The following is a 20,908-nucleotide window of genomic DNA, read 5'->3' on the forward strand; positions in this document are numbered from 1 at the left end:
TCCCCGCCCCCATGGACCCAGCCACCCAGATGGTGATCGACGGCCAGCAGGCCTTCGGGATGATCAACGCCATCCTGTGGACGATGCTGCGCACGGGCGCGCTGCTGATGGCCGCGCCGCTGATCGGCACGCGCGCGGTGTCGGTGCGCGTGCGGGTCATCATCGCCGGTGCGCTGGCGATGGCGCTGGCCCCGCTGCTGCCCGGCACGCCGGACCGCATCGCCTTCGACGCCAGCACCGTGCTCAGCGTGGCGCGCGAACTCGCCGTCGGCGCCAGCATGGGCTTCATGCTGCGGCTGGCCTTCGAGGCCGGGGCGATGGCGGGCGAACTGATTTCGCAGGGCACCGGCCTGGCCTTCGCGCAGATGTCGGATCCCCTGCGCGGGGTGAACTCCGGCGTCGTCGGCCAGTGGTTCTACCTGGCCTTCGGCCTGCTGTTCTTCACCGCCAACGGCCACCTGGCGCTGGTGTCGCTGCTGGTGGACAGCTACCGCTCGCTGCCGATCGGCACGGCGCTGCCCGATGTCCAGCAGATGCTGGAAGTGGCGCCGATGCTGTTCACCCATGTGCTGCGGGCCGCCGTGGGCCTGGCACTGCCGGTCATGGTCGCCATGCTGGCGGTGAACCTGGCGTTCGGCGTGCTGGGCCGCGCCGCGCCGGCCCTCAACCCCATCCAGCTGGGCCTGCCCACCGCCCTGCTGCTGGGCTTGTTCCTGCTGGCCCTGCTGGCCGGCGAGCTGGGACCGCCGGTGCAGCGGATCTTCGATGTGTCGTTCGACGCGGCGCGGCAGCTGACCGCCTGAGGGTGTGAAAGTCACGTTTGTGAAACGGTGCGGAAACGCACAGTTGGCGGATCTGCCGTGCCCGTCTCACATTAAAGTGCGTCGCCGGTTCCACTAAATGCATGAATTTGTGCAGAATGGAGGCGAGGGAGTTGCGACATACGCCTGCGCACGGACGGAACCGATCCCGCCCGACGCCGGAACGCTCCTCCCGCGAACCGGAGATTGCCGTGCACCACAGCCCGACCCACAAGCGCCGCACCAGTCAGGAAACGCGTGAAGCCGTGCTGGCCGCCGCGCGCCGGCTGTTCTTCACCAAGGGCTTCGACCAGACCACGCTGATGGACCTGGGCGAGGAAACCGGGCTGAGCGCACGCGGCGTGATCCTGCACTTCGAGACCAAGGCCGACATCATCGCCACCCTGCTGATCCGCGACTACACCGCGCGCCGGGCGCCGATGGTGGAGCGTCCGCAAGGTTCGACGCATGCGCAGCGTATTCTGGATTTCTATTTCTGGATGGCGCGCGAAGACGCAGCCAACTTCATCGCCTTCCCCGCCTTGTGGAGCGTGTCGGCACGCTGGTCGCCGACAGTCGAGGCGGAGATGAACACCGCGCTGCGCCGCATGCGCGAACCGGTGCGCCTGGAACTGAGCCGCGGCATGGGCGCTGGCGAATTCCGCGGCGTCGACATCCAGCACGCCGACGAAATGATCTGGCAGAGCTACCAGCACGGCCTGCGCGCCGTCGCCGTCAACGGCGGCACGCCGGCGATGGCGGTGCCGCAGGTGTTCAAGACGCTGGAAGCACTGTCGGCCTGACGCGCGCCGCGCCGGTTGCGTACAAACAGAACGGCCTCCTTGCGGAGGCCGTTCTTCGTTCACACCTGCGACGGCTCAATAGCTCGAGCACTCTGCGTGCCAACCGTGCCGTTCTTCAATGCACGGAGGGAAGGCGATCGCGTGACGATCGGCGGGAACTCCAAGCGTGACCTCCATCACTCTCGTCTCACAGTTAGCGCCTACACTGCGCGGGGCGCCGGGGTGGCGCCTGTCCCTGCCCCTTCCGAGCGACGAGTCGCCGACTCGCGACTCCCGCAACCGCACTCGAGATGAAGCCGAAACACCGCGACTTCCGCCTGGACATCATCGTCCTGCTGGGCTCCATTACGGCAGTGACGATCGCCTCGTTCGGCGTCTATCGCGGCTGGCAGGGACAGTGGTCGCAGGCGGGGTTCGATCTCGTAGTGGTCCTGGCCGTCGCCGCTCCCGTGGTGTACGCGTGGCGTACCGGCGACAGTCTCCGTGCCGGCAACGTGCTGGCGGTGCTCAATTCCGTCGCGACGTTCGGCGCCTGCCTGTTGCTGGGCCACACCGCGCTCACCTGGACCTACCTGGTACTGCTGACCAACTTCTTCATCGCGCACCGCTGGGTGGCGGTGGCGTGCAACGTGCTGCTGATCGTCGGCATGCAGCTGCTCCCGGGCTTCTTCCACGATGTGGTGCACGCGGCGTCGGTCTTCGTCAGTGCCGGCATGATCACCGCGTTCTCGCTGATCTTCGCCGCGCGCACGCAGGACGACCGCGCGCACCTGGAGCGGCTGGCGGCGGTCGATGCACTGACCGGCGTCCCGAACCGCCGCAGCATGGAGCGCGCCCTCGCCGATGCCGTCGGCCGCTTCCAGCGCGGCGAGCGCCGTTTCGGACTGGTCGTGCTGGACCTGGACCATTTCAAGGACGTCAACGACCAGTACGGCCATGCCGCCGGCGACGCCGCCATCGCCGACCTCGCCTCGATCCTGCGCTTCGAGATGCGCCGCAACGACCAGGTATTCCGTTTCGGCGGCGAGGAGTTCGTGACCCTGCTCGAACTCGACAGCACCGACGACCTGGAAGCCGCGGCCGAACGCCTGCGCAAGGCCGTACGCGGCAGCCTTCGCGGCCCCGGCGGACGCATCACCATCTCGCTCGGCGCCGCGCTGCTGCGCGAACAGGAAAAGACCTGGCACGACTGGTTCTCGCGCGCGGACGCCGCGCTGTACCGCGCCAAGTCGGCCGGCCGCGACAGCTACGTGATCGCGGACGACCTGTTCTAGCGGCAGCAAGGCTGCATGCAGAACTCCACCGCCGTCATCCCGGCGAAAGCCGGGACCCAGCGACTTGCGTTGCTGTCATGCGTGGAAAGCGAAAGGCACTGGGTCCCGGCCTGCGCCGGGATGACGGTCCCCACACCGTCGTCCCAGCGGCTTTCAACAGACGCACGTCTGGTCACGCTGGAACCCATCTTGCTTTTGCTTCTCGGTGTATCCAGGACACTGCAGCCGCAAAGGCCAAATGGATCCCAGCGTGCGCTGGGATGACGTCTCGGACGGTTAGGCAGTTCCGTCATCCCGGCGAAAGCCGGGACCCAGCGACTTGCGTTGCTGTCATGCGTGGAAAGCGAAAGGCACTGGGTCCCGGCCTGCGCCGGGATGACGGTCCCCACACCGTCGTCCCAGCAGCTTTCAACAGACGCACGTCTGGTCACGCTGGGACCCATCTTGCTTTTGCTTGGAGCCTCGACACTCACGGGCAATGGATTCCAGCATTCGCTGGAATGACGAGTTCCTGGCCTTCCCGCACCCTCCCCTTCGCCGTCGTCCCAGCGAAAGCTGGGACCCATCTTGCTCTTGCTGCGGGAGCTTTGGTACTCACGGACAATGGATTCCAGCGTTCGCTGGAATGACGAAATCCAGGCCCTCCCGCGCACGCATCTCCGCCGTCGTCCCAGCGGCTTTCAACAAGCGCACGTCTGGTCACGCTAGGACCCATCTTGCTCTTGCTCAACGAACCTCGGCGCTCACAGGCAATGGATTCCAGCGTTCGCTGGAATGACGGCAGCGAATCCTCCGGATGGACGATCCGGCTCCATGCGTGCGTCACTTCCCGCGCCACAACCACCGGTACAGCACTGGCAGCACCAGCAGCGTCAGCAGTGTCGATGACACGATGCCGCCGATCACCACCGTCGCCAGCGGCCGCTGCACTTCCGATCCCGCGCCGACGTTGAACGCCATCGGCAGGAAGCCGAGCGAGGCGACCAGCGCGGTCATCAGCACCGGGCGCAGGCGACCGAGTGCGCCGTCGACGACGGCCTGATCCAGCGCCAGCCCCTGCTCGCGCAGCTTGCGGATGAAGGCGATCATCACCAGGCCATTGAGCACCGCCACGCCGGACAGCGCGATGAAGCCCACGCCCGCGGAGATGGACAGCGGAATCCCGCGCAACGCCAGCGCCACCACGCCACCGGTCAGCGCCAGCGGCACGCCGGTGAACACGATGGCGGCGTCCCTGGCCGAACCGAAGGCCCAGAACAGCAGCGCGAAGATCAGCAGCAGCGTCGCCGGCACCACCACGGCGAGCCGCTGGCTGGCCGAGATCAACTGCTCGAATGTGCCGCCATATTCGATCCAGTAACCGGCCGGCATTGCCACGTCCTTCGCAACGCGTGCGCGCAGCTCCTCGACGAAGCCGCCCAGGTCGCGACCGCGTACATTGGCCGTCACCACTACCCGGCGCTTGCCGTTCTCGCGATTGATCTGGTTGGGTCCAAGGGTGGTCTCGATCTTCGCCACTTCACGCAACGGCACGGTGCCCGGGGCGCCGGAACCCCAACTGGCCGAGCGTATGGATTCGTCCTCGTTGCCGGCGCGGCCCAGCGGGATGGGCAGGTCGTGCAGCGCGGCGGGGTCCTGCCGCATCGCTTCCGGCAAACGCACGACGATGTCGAAGCGGCGGTCGCCCTCGAACAGCTGGCCGGCCACCTCGCCGCCGACCGCGGTCGCCACGGTGTCCTGCACGTCGCCGGGATTCAGCCCGTAGCGGATCAGCGCCTGGCGGTCCGGCGTGATGGTCAGCAGCGGCAAGCCGGTGGCCTGTTCGAGGCGGACGTCGGCCGCACCATCTACGGTGTTCACGACCGCCTCGATGCGTTCGCCGACCTCCACCAGCGTATCCAGATCGTCGCCGTAGAGTTTGATCGCCACGTCGGCACGCACGCCGGAGATCAGCTCGTTCATCCGCATCTGGATGGGCTGGGTGAACTCGTAGTTGTTGCCGGGAATCTGCGCCACGGCCTGTTCGATCTCGGCGACCAGCGTCGCCTTCGGCTTGCGCGGGTCGGGCCACTGCTCGCGCGGCTTCAGCATGACGAAGGTGTCGGCGACCGACGGCGGCATGGGGTCGGTCGCCACCTCCGCGGTGCCGAGCTTGCCGAACACGCGGTGCACTTCGGGAAACTGCGTGATCCGCGCCTCCAGCGTGGCCTGCATGCGCACCGCCTGGTCCAGGCTGGTACCGGGAATGCGCATGGCATGCATGGCGATATCGCCTTCGTCCAGGCTGGGCACGAACTCCGTGCCCAGCCGCGTGGCCAGCAGGCCGCACAGCACCACCAGTGCGAACGCACCGCCCACCACCACCGCGCGCGCGCGCAATGCCCACGCCAGCGCCGGCGCATACGCGCGGCGCGCCCATTCCATCACGCGCGTTTCCTTTTCCTGTACGCGGCCACGCAGGAACAGCGCGATCGCGGCCGGCACGAAGGTCAGCGACAGCACCATCGCGCCGCTGAGCGCCAGCACCACCGTGATCGCCATCGGATGGAACATCTTTCCCTCCACGCCGGTGAGCGCGAAGATCGGCAGGTACACCGCGGTGATGATGCCCAGGCCGAACAGGCTGGGCCGGATGACCTCGGCCGTCGCCGAGGCCGTGGCGTCCAGCCGCTCCTCCTCGGTCGGCAGGCGTCCGAGCCGGTGCTGCAGTTCGCCGAAGCGGCGCAGGCAGTTCTCGATGATGATCACCGCACCGTCGACGATCAGGCCGAAGTCCAGCGCGCCCAGGCTCATCAGGTTGCCCGACACGCCGCCGCGCACCATGCCGGTGAGGGTGAACAGCATCGACAGCGGGATCACCGCCGCGGTGATCAGCGCCGCGCGCACGTTGCCCAGCAACAGGAACAGCACGACGACGACGAGGATCGCGCCTTCGACCAGGTTCTTGGCCACGGTGCGGATGGTGCGGTCGACCAGCGCCGTGCGGTCGTACATCGGCTCCGCGCGCACGCCGGCGGGCAGGCTGCGGTTGGCCTCGGTCAGGCGTGCGGCCACCGCCTGCGACACGTCGCGGCTGTTGGCGCCGATCAGCATGAAGGTGGTGCCCAGCACGACCTCCTTGCCGTCCAGCGTCGCCGCGCCGGTGCGCAGCTCCGGCCCCTCGCCCACCTGCGCCACGTCGCCCACGCGGATCGGTACGCCGTCGCGGCGGTCCAGCACGATGTCGCGGATGCCGTCGAGGTCGGCCACCTGTCCCGGTGCGCGCACCAGGAACTGCTGGCCATTGCGCTCGATGTAGCCGGCGCCGACGTTGCGGTTGTTGCGCGCCACCGCCTGCACCACGTCGTGCAGGGTGAAGCCCAGCGCCACCAGCCGCGCCGGGTCGGGGGTGATGTGGATCTGCCGGGCGAAGCCGCCGATGGTGTTGACCTCGGTCACGCCGGGCACGTTGCGCAGTTGCGGACGCACCACCCAGTCCTGCAGCGTGCGCAGGTCGGTGGCGGTATACGGCGTACCGTCGTCCTTGCGCGCCGTCGCCTCCGCTTCGAGGGTGTACATGAAGATCTCGCCCATGCCGGTGGCGATGGGCCCCATCTCCGGCTCCAGTCCGGCCGGCAGCTGCGATTTCACCTGCTGGATGCGCTCGCCGACCTGCTGGCGGGCGAAGTAGACGTCGGTGCCGTCCTTGAACACCACCGTCACCTGCGACAACCCGTAGCGCGAGATCGAGCGCGTGTAGTCCAGCCCCGGCAGACCGGCGAGCGCGGTTTCCAGGGTGAAGGTCACGCGTTGTTCGGCCTCCAGTGGGGAATAGCCGGGCGCCTCGGTATTGACCTGCACCTGCACGTTGGTGATGTCGGGGGTGACGTCGATCGGCAGCCTGCCGAAACTCCATGCGCCCACCGCCACCAGGACCAGCGTCAACGCCATCATCAGCCAACGGTGCCCGATGGCGAAGCGCAGGACACGCTCCAGCACACCGCCGGATGCGGGAATGCCGGGATCAGTGGTCATGCGAGGCCCCCGATTTCTCGATGTCGGCCTTCACCAGATAGCTCTGTTCGACTACCACCTGGTCGCCCACCTGCAATCCTGAGCGCACTTCGACGCGCTGCGCGTCGCGCTGGCCCAGCTCGACCGGCCGGATCTCGTAGGTGTCGCCGACGCGCACGAATACCACGTCCCAGTCGCGGAACGTCTGCAGCGAGGCCAGCGGCACGACCATCGCCGCCGGCTGCTGTTCCACCGTGATGCGCGCCTTCACCGCGGAGCCGGGGCGCCACAGGCCATCGCGGTTCTGCAGCGTCGCGCGCGCCACCGTGCTCTGGCTGGCGGTGGCGGTGCCGGGCAGCACGCGCTCCAGCGTGGTCTGCGCGGTGGCGCCATCGCTTAGGCGCGTCACCGTGACCGGTACACCGGGCACGATGTGCTGGGCATCCGCGCCGAAGATGTGCAGGTCCACCCACAGCGTGGACAGGTCGGCGATCTCGAACAGCGTGGCACCCTCGCCCGCCACGCTGCCGACGCTGGCGTTGCGCGCCAGCACCACGCCGCCGATCGGCGAGGTGACGGAATACGTGGTCAGGCTGAGGTTGCTTTCGATGGTCGCCAGCGTCTGTCCGGCGCGTACGCGGTCGCCGGCATTGACGGACAGCCGGCGGACAGGACCGGGAAAGCGCGCAGCGACGTTGGCAACGCGGCCTTCCACCGGCGTCAGCAGGCCCTGCACCTCGTGCTCGTCGGCGATCGTGCCGGCCTGCACCGGCGCAACGCGGATGCCGGAATCCGCGGCGATCTTCGCGCCGATGGTGGTGCGGCCTTCGTAGCTGTCGTAGGCCCAGCGCAGCGGCTTGCCTTCCACCTTCGCCAGCACTTCGACATCGAAGGAGTGCGGTTCGCCCACCACGCTCTTCGCCAGCAGGCTGCCGTCGGCCTGCGGATGCAGCACGTGCGTCTCCCGCACGTGGCCCAGGCGGACCAGACGAACCTCCACGCTGCCCGCCGTGGCCGGCAGCGGCTTGCCGTCGCGGTACAGCCACGCCTGGTAGGTCGGTGGCGTGCCCGATTCGGCGATCGCCAGTTCGACGCGATAGCCGGCCTGTTCCAGCAGGCGGCCGCCGTGTTCGCCGCGTGCGACCTCCTCATCGCCGTGGCCGCCCGCTTCATCGTGGCCATGGCCGGCTTCGCTGCCGTGGTCGTCGGCGTGATCGTCCTTGCCGCCACACGCGGCCAGCATCAGCGAAAGCGCCAGCGCGCTCATCAGGGGACGCAATGTCATGGGGTTGTTCCTTGTTCCGGGTTCATCGGCATGGCCACCAGGGCTTGGCCGGTAAGGCGCTGCAGTTCGATCAGCGCGAGCTGGGCTTCCAGCGCCGCATCCAGTTGCTGCCGGCGTGTCGCGGTCGTTTCCGACTGCAGCTGCGCCCATTCGAGGTAACTGATGGCACCGGCGCGATACGCCCGCTCGGCGGCCTGTTCCGCACGCCGCAGGCGCGGCAGCACGTCGTCGCGCGTGCGCTGGACGTCGAGTTGCGCCAAACGGTAGCGGCCATGGGCGTCGGTGAGCGTGGCGTACAGCGCGATGTCGCGCGACTCGCGCTCCATTTCCAGCGCTGCCAGATCCGCTTCGGCGACACGGATCGCCGGCGTGGCGCGACGTGCGCCGCCCAGCGCCAGCGACACGCTGCCGACGAGCGTGATATCACCGCTGTCCTGCAGGCGACGCACGCCGACCTGCCAGTCCAGGTCCGGCGTGGACGCCGTGCGTGCAAGCCGTACGCGGGCCTCGCGCACGCGATGCTCATCGGCGAACTGCGTCAGTTCCGGCGTGCCGTCCAGCAGCTCGGCCAGTTCGTTGGCATCGGCGATGGCGGCGAGCGCCAGCGGATCGGTGGCTGCGATCTCGAACCGCGGTGCGCGTTCACCCCACAGCGCCGCGAGGTGCTGTCGCGCCGCGACGGCCTGGTGATCGGCACGTGCCAGCGCCAGGTCGGCGCGCGCGAGCGCCGCCTCGGCGGTCAGCACGACGGACGCCGGTGACGCGCCGGCCTGAAGGCGCTGACGCGCCGCCGCGACCGTGCGGCGACGCTGCGCGATGTCCTGCACGGCGATGGCCTGCTGGGCACGTGCGCCGGCAACGGCGAGGTAGCGGCGGGCGACATCGGCCAGCAGGTCGAGGCGCTGCGTCTCGCGCTGCATCGCCAGGGCATCGATACGGGCCTGTGCCAGCGTCCGGCGCGCATCCAGCTTGCCGCCGCGCTCCAGCACGCCGGCCAGCGTCAACGTCGCTTCGGCTTGGCGGAAGCCGCTCGCATCGCCGGTGCCGAGCACATTCTCGACCTCCAGTCCGGCACGCAGCGCAGGCCTCAGCAGCGCGGCCTCGCGTTCGGCGAGCAGCGCCTGGGTGCGTGGGCCGAACAGGCGCAGGTCGGGATGGACGCGGGCGACGCGCGCGATGGCGTCGTCCAGGGTCAGGATTTCAAGGGGAACAGCAGGCGATGGCGCCTGTGCGTGCACGCACGGCGCGATCGCGAAGGCGGCCAATGCCGCCAGTCGCAACCACATGGGAAGTCTCCGGAACGTCGGTGATGGAATGCGGGCGACGGAACGTCAGCCCGGCACGGGCATCACGCGGCGATCGGGGGACGCAGCAACGACGCGCGTGGTGCCTGCGCCAGGGGCACCGCATCCAGCACGGGCACCGCGGCGGGCAGCACCATGGCCGGCACGCGCATCGGCGCCGGCACGATGGCGGTCAGGTGGCCGCAGCAGTGGCTGGCATGCATCAGGGCATGCAGCAGGTCGCCCGGATCGGCATCGTCGTGATCGTGGCGGGGGCCTTGGCCATCGTGTTCGCCGACCACGTGCAGATGCTCGGCGCCGTTGCCCAGTTCGTGCAGGTCGCCCAACGAGGCGAACACCGGATTGGCCAGCACCGCCAGCAGCAGTACCGCCAGCGCCGGCAGGCGCAGCAGGAGGAAACGGCGGTGGCGCAGGAAACGGAGCATCGGCGGGCATGCTAGCGGCCGATGCCGGCGTTAGACAATTCCACGAGGGATTCCCGTCCCCGGACTGGAACAGGTCTTGCAGCGCACCGTCCGACCCCGTCGGAAATGCGCCATGTCTGAGCAGGACGAAAGCGGCGAACGCACTGAACTTCCTACCGAAAAACGGCTTCGCGAGGCCCGTGAGCAGGGCAACATCCCGCGCTCGCGCGAGCTGGCGACGGCGGCGGTGTTCGGCGCGGGCGTGCTGGCGATCATCGCGATGGGCCCCGGCCTGGCGCGCAATGCGCTGGGCTGGATGAAGATCGCCCTGACCCCCGACCCCATGCTGATGCGTCAGCCGGACCAGTTGTTCGGCCATGTCGGCCTGTTGCTGCTCAAGCTGCTGGCCGCGGTCGCGCCGGTGGCCGGCATCTGCGTGCTGGCCGGGCTGGCGGCGCCGGCGCTGATGAGCGGCCTGCAGTTCTCGCAGAAGTCGCTGATGCCCGACTTCAAGCGCCTCAACCCCGCCACCGGCCTCAAGCGCCTGTATGGCGCGGAAAGCATCGCCGAGCTGCTGAAGTCGCTGCTGCGTGTGGCGCTGATCGGCGGCGCGGCGGCCATCTGCCTGAAGCTGGGCCTGGATCCCCTGCGCGAACTGCTGACCATGCCGCTGGAACAGGCCGTGCGCAGCGGCCTGTCGTTCACCAGCACCCTGCTGCTGGCCACCACCGGCGGGTTGATCCTGCTGGCCGCCATCGACGCGCCGTACCAGAAGTGGAACTGGCTGCGGAAGCTGAAGATGACGCGCAAGGAGCTGCGCGACGAGATGAAGGAAAGCGAGGGCAGCCCGGAGGTGAAGGGCCGCATGCGCCAGTTGCAGCACCAGATGTCGCAGCGCCGGATGATGGAAGAGGTGCCGACCGCCGACGTGATCGTGGTCAACCCGACCCACTACGCCGTGGCGCTGAAGTACCAAGCCGGCCAGATGGGCGCGCCCACCGTGGTCGCCAAGGGCGTGGACGAAATGGCCCTGCGCATCCGCGAACTGGCCGACGCCCACCGCATCGCCATCGTCTCCGCGCCGCCGTTGGCACGCGCCTTGTATCGGGAAGGCCAGCTTGGCCGGGAAATCCCCGTGAGAATGTACGCCGCCGTCGCCCAGATCCTCTCCTACGTCTACCAGCTGCGTGCCTGGCGCGTGGGCGAAGCCCCGCTGCCCGACCAGCCGACCGTCGACATCGATGAGCACGGAGGCAAGGCATGAGCGCGCAGCCCGCCGGCGGGCTGCGCTGGATGGAGATGCTGAAGAACGGCCTGGGCGCACCGCTGGTCGTGCTGGCGCTGCTGGCCATGATCGTGGTGCCGTTGGCGCCGCCGGTGCTGGACGCGCTCTTCAGCTTCAACATCGCCATCTCGCTGGTGGTGCTGCTGGCGGTGATCTACGTGAGGCGCCCGCTCGACTTCACCATCTTCCCGATCATCCTGCTGATGACCACCATGCTGCGGCTGGCGCTGAACGTGGCGTCGACGCGGGTGATCCTGCTCAACGGCCAGAACGGCCACGACGCCGCCGGCAAGGTCATCGCGGCGTTCGGCGAGTTCGTGGTGGGCGGCAACTACGCCGTCGGCATCGTGGTGTTCGCCATCCTCACCATCATCAACTTCGTGGTGATCACCAAGGGCGCCGGCCGCATCGCCGAGGTCTCGGCACGCTTCATCCTGGACGCGATGCCCGGCAAGCAGATGGCCATCGACGCCGACCTCAACGCCGGCGTGCTGACCCGCGAGGAAGCCAAGGCCCGCCGCGAGGAAGTGCGCGCGGAAGCCGACTTCTACGGTTCGATGGACGGCGCCAACAAGTTCATCCGCGGCGACGCCATCGCCGGCATCCTGATCCTGTTCATCAACCTGGTGGGCGGCTTCGCCGTGGGCATGTTCCAGCACGGCATGCCGGCGGCCGAGTCCGCTTCCACCTACACCCTGCTGTCGATCGGCGACGGCCTGGTGGCACAGCTGCCCGCGCTGCTGGTGTCGTCGGCCGTGGCCATGCTGGTGACCCGCGCCTCGCGCTCGGAAGACATGGGCCAGGCCGTGATGGGCCAGGCCTTCGGCCAGCACAAGGCGCTGGCGGTGGCGGCCGGCGTACTGGGCCTGGTCGGTCTGGTACCCGGCATGCCCAACGTCGCCTTTTTGACGCTGGCGGCCGGCATCGGCTACCTGGCCTGGAAGATGTGGAAGCGGACCCAGGAAGGGCCGGACGCGGCCGGCGGCGACGTGCCCGCCCTGCCCGGCCCGGGCGCCCCGGACCGCAATGCCGAACTGACCTGGGACGAGCTGCGTCCGGTCGATCCGCTGGGCCTGGAAGTGGGCTACCGGCTGATCCCGCTGGTCGACAAGAACCAGGGCGGCGAGCTGATGTCGCGGATCAAGGCCGTGCGCCGCAAGCTGACCCAGGACCTGGGCTTCCTGGTGCCGCCGGTGCACATCCGCGACAACCTGGAACTGCCGTCCAACGGCTACCGGCTGCTGGTGCATGGCGTGCCGGTGGCCTCGGCGGAGATCCATCCGGACCGCGAACTGGCCCTCGACCCGGGCGGCGCGTTCGGCACCATCGACGGCATCCCCGGCAAGGACCCGGCGTTCGGCCTGGACGCGGTGTGGATCCAGTCGCACCAGAAGGCCACCGCCGAATCGCTGGGCTATACCGTGGTCGATCCGGCCACGGTGATGGCCACCCACCTCTCGCACCTGGTGCGCGAACACGCGCCGGAACTGCTTGGCCACGAAGAAGTGCAGCAGCTGCTGTCGCAGCTGGCCCGCAGTGCGCCGAAGCTGGTCGAGGACCTCACCCCGAAGGCGCTGCCGCTGGCCACCGTGGTGCGCGTGCTGCAGAACCTGCTGATCGAGCGCGTGCCGATCCGCCAGCTGCGCCGCATCGTCGAGGCGCTGGTCGAGTTCGCCCCGCAGAACGCCGATCCGGCCGCCCTCACCGCCGCCGTGCGCACATCGCTGGGCCGCTTCATCGTGCAGGAAATCTCCGGCATGGCACCGGAACTGCCCGTCTATACCTTGGCGCCGAATCTGGAACGCGTCTTGCAGGACAGCACCCAGGGAACCGGCGCGGCGCTGGAACCGGGACTGGCCGAACGCCTGCACCAGAGCCTCGCCGACGTGGTGACCAAGCAGGAAGCCCGCAGCGAGCCTGCGGTGGTGCTGGTACCGGGAACGGTCCGCGCCGCCCTCGCCCGCCTGGTCCGCCACAGCGTCCCCTCGCTGTCGGTACTGGCCTACAGCGAGGTGCCGGAAGACAAGCGGTTGAAGCTGGTGGGGACGATCAGTTGATCGCGCGGGAATGGGGATTTGGGAATGGGGAATCGTGAAAAGCGATTCCAGGCCGGAGAAAGCAGTGATGACGCGAACATGTAGACACAAGGCAAATCAGGGCGCGAGACCTCGCAACGATCAGCGAGTCCTTTCGATTCCCCATTCCCTATTCCCCATTCCCGGCCTGCACCCATGAAAATCAAACGCTTCGTCGCCGCCGACATGCGCACTGCCTTTGCGATGGTCCGGCAGGAACACGGGCCGGATGCGGTGATCCTGTCCAATCGGGTCACCGAGGACGGTGTCGAGATCGTCGCCGCCAGCAACTACGACGAGGCGCTGGTGCAGCGCACGCTGGAGGCGATGCGTCCCGCTGCACCCGCAGCGCCGCTGCATCCGCTGCTGGACCCGGCCACGCCGGCCGCCGCCGCGAATGCACCCGCCCAGTCGCCGGCGCAGGCCGCGGCCAGCTACTTCGCCCGTCGCCAGCCGGCGACGCCTGCGGCCCCGCACGCCGAGGTCGCGAAGCCGGCGCCTGCCGCCGCCGCTGCGGTCACCGTCGCCACGCCTTCGCCGGTCACCGCGCCGCGTGCGCCGGTGGCCCCGGCCGACCGCGTGCCGGCACCGGTGGTGCGCGAGATCGCGCCGCTGCTGATCGAACCCGAATCCTTCGCCGCCAAGCTGGCGTCGTGCCTGCCGCCGGCGCCGGCCAACGAGCCCGTCGCCATCGCGCCGGCCATCGCCCCGCGTCGCCCGGTGGTACCGCGCGCCGAGGCCGACGACACCCTGGACCTGGACGCGCTGCTGCCCTTGATCGCACCGCCGGTGTCGCTGCCGGAACCCGAACCCGCGCCGGTGGCGGCCCTGCACGCCACCCGCACGCCGGCCCTCGCGCCGGTGCCGGCGCCCACCACCGTCACCGTGCCCACGCTGAGCGTGGTCACCGACAACGCCGCGCAGGCGCGCGAGAGCGACGAGCAGCTCGTGCAGATGCGCGGCGAACTGTCGGCGATGCGCGAGATGATCGAACGCGAGATGCATCGCCTCACCGACGAACGCCTGCGCGGTTCGCCGGTGCGCATGCAGGCGATGGAGCTGATGGAGGACTACGGCTTCGACGCCGGCATCACCCGCGACATCGCCCTGCAGATTCCGGCCGATACCGAAGCGCATCGCGGCCGCGGCCTGATGCTGGGCCTGCTGTCGAAGAAGCTGCCGGTGCTCGACACCGACCTGCTGGACACCGGCGGCGTGATCGCCTTGGTCGGCCCCACCGGCGCCGGCAAGACCACCACCATCGCCAAGCTGGCCGCCTGCTTCGCCCAGCGCCACAACCCGCGCGACGTGGCGCTGGTGACCACCGACACCCTGCGCGTCGGCGGCCGCGAGCAGCTGCATGGCTATGGCCGCCAGCTCGGCATCGCCGTGCACGAGGCCGACAGCGCGCAGGCCCTGGCCTTGGTGCTGGAACGCCTGCGCGACTACAAGCTCGTGCTGATCGACACCGCCGGCCTGGGCCAGCGCGACCGCAACCTGGTCGGCCAGCTCAACTGGCTGCGTGCCTCCGGCCAGGTGAAGACCCTGCTTTGCCTGCCGGCCAATTCGCACTTCTCCGACCTGGACGAAGTGGTCCGCCGCTTCAGCACCGTGCAGCCGCAAGGCGTGGTGCTGACCAAGCTGGACGAGACCGGCCGCCTGGGCAGCGCACTGAGCGTGGTCGTCGACCACCAGCTGCCGATGACCTGGGTGACCGACGGCCAGCGCGTTCCCGACGACCTCCATCGCGCCAACAGCGCCCACCTCGTGCTGCGGCTGGACCAGCTGCGCCGCGAAGCCGACGAACCCTGCTCGACCGAGGCCACCCATGTCGCCTGACCACCCGCTGCAGACCAATCCCCGCAGCACCCCGCCGTTGCCCGGCGCGTTCCATCCCGTGCGCGTCGTCGCCGTCACCGGCGGCAAGGGCGGCGTGGGCAAGACCAACGTCTCGGTCAACCTGGCCGTGTCGCTCGCCGAGATGGGCAAGCGCACCCTGCTGATGGACGCCGACCTGGGCCTGGCCAACGTGGACGTGCTGCTCGGCCTGTCGCCGAAGTTCACCCTGGCCGACCTGGTGGCCGGCCGCTGCGGGCTGGAGGATGTGCTGCTGGAAGGTCCTGAGGGCGTGCTGGTAGTGCCGGCGTCGTCGGGTTTCCGCCACATGGCCGAACTGACCCCGGCCGAACACGTCGGCCTGGTCAACGTGTTCTCAGAACTCCAGCGCGCCCTCGACTTCATGATCGTCGACACCGCCGCCGGCATCACCGACAGCGTGCTGACCTTCTGCCAGGCCGCGCAGGACACCGTGGTGGTGGTCTGCGACGAACCGGCCTCGATCACCGACGCCTACGCGCTGATCAAGGTGCTGGCGCGCGAGCGCGGCCTGGACCGCGTGCACGTCATCGCCAACATGGTCCGCGACCCCAACGAGGGCCGCAAGCTGTACGAGAAGCTCGCCCGCGTCTGCGAACGCTTCCTCGGCGACGTTGCCCTGCACTACCTGGGCGCCGTGCCGCAGGACGACTGGCTGCGCCGCGCCGTGCAGCGCCAGCAGGCGGTGGTGAAGGCCTACCCGGGCAGCCCCTCGGCGCGCGCCATCACCGACATCGCACGCACCACCGCACGCTGGCAGCCGCCGGTGGGCGCGCGCGGCAACGTGGAATTCTTCGTCGAACGCCTGATCCAGCGGGGGGTGGCCGCATGAACACCGCCGCCGCCCAATACCGCGCGGTGCAGCGAAGCGCCGCCAACGACTTCGTCACCCAGCACGCCGACCTGGTCCGCCGCATCGCCCATCACCTGGCGGCGCGACTGCCGGCCAGCGTGGAGATCGACGACCTGATCCAGGCCGGCATGATCGGCCTGCTGGAAGCCTCGCGCAGCTACGACGCCGAACAGGGCGCCTCGTTCGAGACCTACGCCTCCATCCGCATCCGCGGCTCGATGATCGACGAGATTCGCCGTGGCGACTGGGTCCCGCGCTCGGTGCACCGCCGCGCGCGCCAGGCCGCCGCCACCGTGCGCGAGATCGAACAGCGCACCGGCCGCGCCGCCATCGCCACCGAAGTCGCGAGCGCGATGGAGATGCCGCTGCCCGAATACCTGCGCCTGATGGAAGACGCCGCGCGCGGCCAGGTGCTGAGCCTGGAGTCGCACATCGACGACCACGGCGAGCCGAACACCTCGCGTACCGGCGGTCCCTCGCCGCAGCAGAACCTGGAACGCAGCGAGTTCCGCCAGCAACTGGTCAAGTGCATCGGCCAGCTGCCCGAACGCGAGCAGCTGGTGCTGTCGATGTACTACGAGCAGGAGCTCAACCTGAAGGAAATCGGCGCCGTGCTCGGCGTGAGCGAGTCGCGCGTCTGCCAGATCCACGGCCAGGCGATGGTGCGCCTGCGCGGCCGCCTGCAGGTGTTCGAGAAGGCCGATGCGGGGCTGGGAGACGATGAGTGAAAGGACGGGGAATCGGGAATAGGGAATAGGGAATAGGGAATGGAGAGTGGCGCTCTGCGTTGTCCGCAGGTCCGCGTTCCTTCGGACGCAACAAAACCGCTCCCCATTCCCCATTCCCTATTCCCGATTCCCCGCTACCCCTAAACCTTTCCCGGCCCCGGCCGATACCCCTTCCAGACTCGCCGTCCACGCAATACCGGAGCACCCGTGACCAACAAGAACATGCGCATCCTCATCGTGGACGACTTCTCCACCATGCGCCGCATCATCAAGAACCTGCTCAACGACCTGGGCTACACGAACACCGCCGAGGCCGAGGACGGCAACAGCGCGTTGACAGCGCTGGGCCAGGGTGGTTTCGACTTCGTGGTCACCGACTGGAACATGCCCGGCATGACCGGCATCGAGCTGCTGAAGGCGATCCGTGCCGACGACCGCTACAAGACCCTGCCGGTGTTGATGGTGACCGCCGAGGCCAAGCGCGAGCAGATCATCGAGGCGGCGCAGAACGGCGTGAACGGCTACATCATCAAACCGTTCACCGCGCAAACGCTGGAAGAAAAGCTGGGCAAGATCTTCGAACGCCTGGGAGCGGCCGCCTGATGAACGCCGTCGTCGACGCCACCGCTGCCCGCGCCGCGCTGGTGGAGAAACTGCAGCACGCCCTCGACGCCCTGGAACAGGGCGACGAAGCCGGCTGGCGTCGCGAGCTGGATGCCATCGCCGCCTGGCGCACGCAGCCGATGATGCAGGGCCTGGGACGGCTGGCGCGCGAACTCGCGCAGACGCTGGGCGAGCTGCCGCCGACCGGTCCGGACGAACTCGACGACGCCTGCTCACGCCTGGACCATGTGGTCGAAATGACCGAACAGGCCAGCCACAAGACGCTGGACCTGGCCGAACAGTGCCGCGGCTACGCCACCGAACTGAAAGCCACCGAGCTGTCACCGGCGCAGGCCGCGCTGGTGGACAGCATCGGCAAGGGCCTGTCCGAGATGGCGCTGGCGCAGAGTTACCAGGACCTCACCGGCCAGATCATCCGCCGCGTGGCGGGCATCGTGCGCCGCGTGCACGAGGGCTTCGGCGCGCTCGGCCTGCCGCCGCCGGAAAAAAACCGCGACAAGGGTTCAGAACTCGCCGGTCCGGCCGTTGCTGGTCTTGACCGCAACGCGTTTTCGCAGGACGACGCCGACGACCTGCTGTCCGGCCTGGGGTTGTAGCCCCGGGGGACACGCGCTGCGGAACCGGAGACCTGCCATGCCCGCCGCTGCCGCCCGCCGTTCCCGTCACCCCGTCGTCCTGCTGTTCGTGGGATCGCTGCTGGTCTGCGATGCGCTGGTCGGCCGCTTCCTGCGACGCCGTGCCGCCCCGGCCCTGCTCGATTCCTCCCGCTGATCGCCTGCCCCGGTATCCGTCCTGCCCATGTCCGCCGTCACGCCCGAAATCGCCGCCGACTTCCTGATCGAAGCGCAGGAAATCCTCGACCGGCTCGGCGAACAACTGGTCACGCTGGAACAGGACCCGTCCGACAGCGACCAGCTCAACGCGGTGTTCCGCGGCTTCCACACGCTCAAGGGCGGTGCCGGCTTCCTCGGCATCCAGCCGATGGTCAACCTGTGCCACGCGGCCGAAGAGACGCTGGGCCTGGTCCGCGCCGGCCAGGCCACGCTGGAAGCGCAGCACTTCGACGCCGCGCAGCAGTCGCTGGACTGGCTGCAACAGATGCTCGACGCCATCGGCGCCGGCGAAGAGCCGCCGCATGCACCGCAGATCCTGATCGACCAGTTCGACGTGCAGGGCGGCACACCCGCCTCGCGCCCGGCGCCTGCCGCGCTCGCGACCCCCACGGCGCCCGCCGCGGGCGGCGACATGATCAGCGACGACGAATTTGAAGCCCTGCTCGACCAGCTGCACGGCGAGGCGGCGCCCACCACCGTGGCCACGCCTGCGCCCGCAGCGCCGCGTGCCGCGCCGGCGCCCGCTCCCGCCAGACCCGCCGCGCCGAAGCCCGCCGCCAAGGCCGGTGGCGAGGTCGAACAGACCATCCGCGTGGACACCAAGCGGCTGGATGCCATCGTCAACCTGGTCGGCGAACTGGTGCTGTCGCGCAACCGCCTGAAGACCCTGCGCGCGCGCATCCGCGACGAAGAACTGGACCGCGCCGTCAGCAGCCTGGACATCGCCACCGCACGCCTGCAGACCGCCGTGATGCGCACGCGCATGCAGCCGGTCGGCAAGGTGTTCTCGCGCTTCCCCAAGGTCGCCCGCGACGTCGCCCGCCAGTTGCAGAAGGAAGTCGACCTGGAACTGGTAGGCGCCGACACCGAACTCGACCGCAACCTGGTCGAGGCGCTGGCCGATCCGCTGGTGCACCTGGTGCGCAACGCGATCGACCACGGCATCGAAGTGCCGTCGCTGCGCGAAGCGTGCAGCAAGCCGCGGCAGGGCCACGTGCGCCTGTCGGCGCAGCAGGAAGGCGACTTCGTCACCATCGAGATCCGCGACGACGGCGCCGGCATCGATCCGGAACGCCTGCGCGCCAAGGCGCTGGAAAAAGGCCTGATCGATCCCGAGGCCGCTGCCCGCCTCAGCCATGACGAGTGCCTGCAGCTGATCTTCCTGCCGGGCTTCTCGACCAAGGCCGAGGTCACCGACATCTCCGGCCGCGGCGTCGGCATGGACGTGGTGCAGTCGCGCATCCGCGAACTCAGCGGCCAGATCACCATCCATTCCGATGTCGGCCGCGGCAGCCGTTTCGTCATCCGCGTGCCGCTGACCCTGGCCATCCTGCCGACCCTACTGGTGCAGGCCGGCGAGCCGGTCTATGCGCTGCCGCTGGCGCGCGTGATGGAAGTGCTGCACGCCCCGTCCGAAAGCCTACGCTGGTTCGACGGCCAGGCCGTGCTGGACCGCCAGAGCCACACCCTGCCGCTGGTCGACCTGCGCCAGTGGCTGCGCGTGGATCCGTTCATGGCGCCGCTGCTGACCATCGTGGTGTTGCAGATGGGCGAACAGCGCTTCGGCCTGATCGTCGACCAGGTCCGCGGCCGCGAGGAAGTCGTCATCAAGCCGCTGCCGCGCGCCGTGCGCGGCCTGCCCGGCTACGCCGGCGCCACCCTGATCGGCGACGGCCGCATGGCCCTGATCCTGGACGTGGACGGCCTGCGCGCGACGGCGTGATCAACCCGCTGTAAAGCTCCTGTAGGAGCGACGTAAGTCGCGACCGCACGTCCACCTCAACGCGGAAAACCGGTGATTGTCGGTACGGATGCGCTACGGCGCGGCGGTTGTTACTGCAAGGCAACAGGGCTCTCCAGGGGCGCGATCGCGACTTACGTCGCTCCTACAACAGCGCACCCTACCCTCGCGACTACGTCCCTCGCACGACATGACAGCCGGATGTCTCTGTGATCCCGGTCGCGACTCACGTCGCTCCTACAGGGGCATCACCTCAAGTCCCCCTCGACCAGGCCGATAGATCAGCACATGGACATCTTCAGCCTCATCGGACTCCTGCTGGCACTGGTCGCGCTGGTCGGCGGCAGCATCCTCAAGGGGGCCGGCCTGTCGTCGCTGTGGTCGTCGGCGGCCTTCGTCATCGTCATCGTCGGCACGCTGGCCGCGATCCTGGTGCACACGCCGCCGCCGGTGTTCAAGCGCGCGGTGTCGATCGCCCGCTGGGTGATCCGCCCGCCGGGCACCGCCGGCGACGCGCTGCTCGCGCAGATCGTCGAGTGGAGCAACATCGCGCGCAAGCAGGGCCTGCTGGGGCTGGAGCCGGTGGTCAGCCAGCAGGACGACCCGTTCCTGAAGAAGGGCCTGCAGATGCTGGTCGACGGGGTGGAGCCGGAATCGATCCGCCACATGATGGAGATCGACCTCAACGGCCAGGAACACCAGGACCTGGCCGCCGCCAAGGTGTTCGAGGCCATGGGCATCTACGCGCCCACGCTGGGCATCATCGGCGCCGTGTTCGGCCTGATCGCGGTGATGAAGAACCTGGCCGACCCCAGCAAGCTGGGCCACGGCATCGCCGCCGCGTTCACCGCCACCATCTACGGCATCGCCTCGGCCAACCTGTTCTTCCTGCCCATCGCCAGCAAGCTGAAGAGCGTGATCGGTGGCCGCAGCCGCGAGCAGGAAATGATCATCGAAGGCCTGATCGCCATCGCCCAGGGCGAGAATCCGCGCAACATCGAGGCCAAGCTGGCCGGCTTCCTGCACTGAGC

At 69.0% G+C, this 20,908-nt stretch carries 16 protein-coding genes and 1 pseudogene; 13 read left to right on the plus strand and 4 right to left on the minus strand.

The annotated features are described in order from the left end of the window. Positions 1–11 precede the first annotated feature (11 nt). From fliR to MMG85_RS08020, 3 genes are all read left to right on the plus strand, one after another. On the plus strand, positions 12–803 hold the full coding sequence (fliR, locus tag MMG85_RS08010) for a flagellar biosynthetic protein FliR (protein ID WP_241045628.1): 792 nt from the start codon (positions 12–14) through the stop codon (positions 801–803). 209 nt (positions 804–1,012) lie between these two features. Next, positions 1,013–1,603, plus strand: a complete 591-nt coding sequence (locus tag MMG85_RS08015; protein WP_241045568.1) for a TetR/AcrR family transcriptional regulator — start codon at positions 1,013–1,015, stop codon at positions 1,601–1,603. A gap of 290 nt (positions 1,604–1,893) precedes the next feature. Then, positions 1,894–2,877 carry a GGDEF domain-containing protein gene (locus tag MMG85_RS08020; RefSeq protein WP_241045569.1) on the plus strand — a complete coding sequence of 328 codons (984 nt, stop codon included), beginning with the start codon at positions 1,894–1,896 and terminating at the stop codon, positions 2,875–2,877. A gap of 822 nt (positions 2,878–3,699) precedes the next feature. Here the strand turns inward: MMG85_RS08020 and MMG85_RS08025 are convergent. The 4 genes from MMG85_RS08025 to MMG85_RS08040 form a co-directional block, all read right to left on the minus strand. Continuing rightward, entirely contained in the window at positions 3,700–6,855 is a 3,156-nt protein-coding gene (locus MMG85_RS08025; RefSeq protein WP_241045629.1) for a CusA/CzcA family heavy metal efflux RND transporter, read from the minus strand. A gap of 25 nt (positions 6,856–6,880) precedes the next feature. After that, complete coding sequence (locus MMG85_RS08030; RefSeq protein ID WP_241045570.1) at positions 6,881–8,155, minus strand: efflux RND transporter periplasmic adaptor subunit; 1,275 nt, start codon at positions 8,153–8,155, stop codon at positions 6,881–6,883. After that, positions 8,152–9,441 (minus strand): TolC family protein, encoded by a 1,290-nt coding sequence (locus MMG85_RS08035; RefSeq protein WP_241045571.1) that lies wholly within the window; start codon positions 9,439–9,441, stop codon positions 8,152–8,154. Before MMG85_RS08035 ends, MMG85_RS08030 begins: the two co-directional genes overlap by 4 nt. Before the next feature lie 62 nt (positions 9,442–9,503). Further along, positions 9,504–9,884, minus strand: a complete 381-nt coding sequence (locus MMG85_RS08040; RefSeq protein WP_241045572.1) for a hypothetical protein — start codon at positions 9,882–9,884, stop codon at positions 9,504–9,506. A gap of 112 nt (positions 9,885–9,996) precedes the next feature. Between MMG85_RS08040 and flhB the strand changes: the two genes are divergently transcribed. The 10 genes and pseudogenes from flhB to MMG85_RS08090 all read left to right on the plus strand — a co-directional run bounded on the left by flhB (position 9,997) and on the right by MMG85_RS08090 (position 20,906). After that, a complete protein-coding gene (flhB, locus tag MMG85_RS08045; protein WP_241045573.1) occupies positions 9,997–11,127 on the plus strand; it encodes a flagellar biosynthesis protein FlhB in 1,131 nt (376 codons plus the stop codon). After that, on the plus strand, positions 11,124–13,205 hold the full coding sequence (gene flhA, locus MMG85_RS08050; protein ID WP_241045574.1) for a flagellar biosynthesis protein FlhA: 2,082 nt from the start codon (positions 11,124–11,126) through the stop codon (positions 13,203–13,205). The genes flhB and flhA overlap by 4 nt, the downstream gene beginning before the upstream one ends. Positions 13,206–13,379: 174 nt before the next feature. After that, positions 13,380–15,062, plus strand: coding sequence for a flagellar biosynthesis protein FlhF (gene flhF, locus MMG85_RS08055; RefSeq protein WP_241045575.1), 1,683 nt, complete (start codon positions 13,380–13,382; stop codon positions 15,060–15,062). A gap of 55 nt (positions 15,063–15,117) precedes the next feature. Then, positions 15,118–15,930, plus strand: a pseudogene (locus tag MMG85_RS08060) (MinD/ParA family protein); the annotation flags it as partial. Further along, on the plus strand, positions 15,927–16,679 hold the full coding sequence (locus MMG85_RS08065; protein ID WP_241045577.1) for an RNA polymerase sigma factor FliA: 753 nt from the start codon (positions 15,927–15,929) through the stop codon (positions 16,677–16,679). The pseudogene MMG85_RS08060 and the gene MMG85_RS08065, both read left to right, overlap by 4 nt. Positions 16,680–16,901: 222 nt before the next feature. Beyond that, positions 16,902–17,282 carry a chemotaxis response regulator CheY gene (cheY, locus tag MMG85_RS08070; RefSeq protein WP_055945081.1) on the plus strand — a complete coding sequence of 127 codons (381 nt, stop codon included), beginning with the start codon at positions 16,902–16,904 and terminating at the stop codon, positions 17,280–17,282. After that, positions 17,282–17,899: a protein phosphatase CheZ gene (locus MMG85_RS08075; protein ID WP_241045578.1), complete on the plus strand. Its 618-nt coding sequence runs from the start codon at positions 17,282–17,284 to the stop codon at positions 17,897–17,899. The genes cheY and MMG85_RS08075 overlap by 1 nt, the downstream gene beginning before the upstream one ends. Positions 17,900–17,936: 37 nt before the next feature. Continuing rightward, positions 17,937–18,074 (plus strand): hypothetical protein, encoded by a 138-nt coding sequence (locus MMG85_RS08080; protein ID WP_156383701.1) that lies wholly within the window; start codon positions 17,937–17,939, stop codon positions 18,072–18,074. Positions 18,075–18,101: 27 nt separating this feature from the next. Further along, positions 18,102–19,859 (plus strand): chemotaxis protein CheA, encoded by a 1,758-nt coding sequence (locus MMG85_RS08085; RefSeq protein ID WP_241045579.1) that lies wholly within the window; start codon positions 18,102–18,104, stop codon positions 19,857–19,859. Positions 19,860–20,165: 306 nt separating this feature from the next. Beyond that, positions 20,166–20,906, plus strand: coding sequence for a flagellar motor protein (locus MMG85_RS08090; protein WP_241045580.1), 741 nt, complete (start codon positions 20,166–20,168; stop codon positions 20,904–20,906). Positions 20,907–20,908 lie beyond the last annotated feature (2 nt).

The organism is Pseudoxanthomonas sp. LH2527 (genome assembly GCF_022539275.1).
GTDB lineage: Bacteria > Pseudomonadota > Gammaproteobacteria > Xanthomonadales > Xanthomonadaceae > Pseudoxanthomonas_A.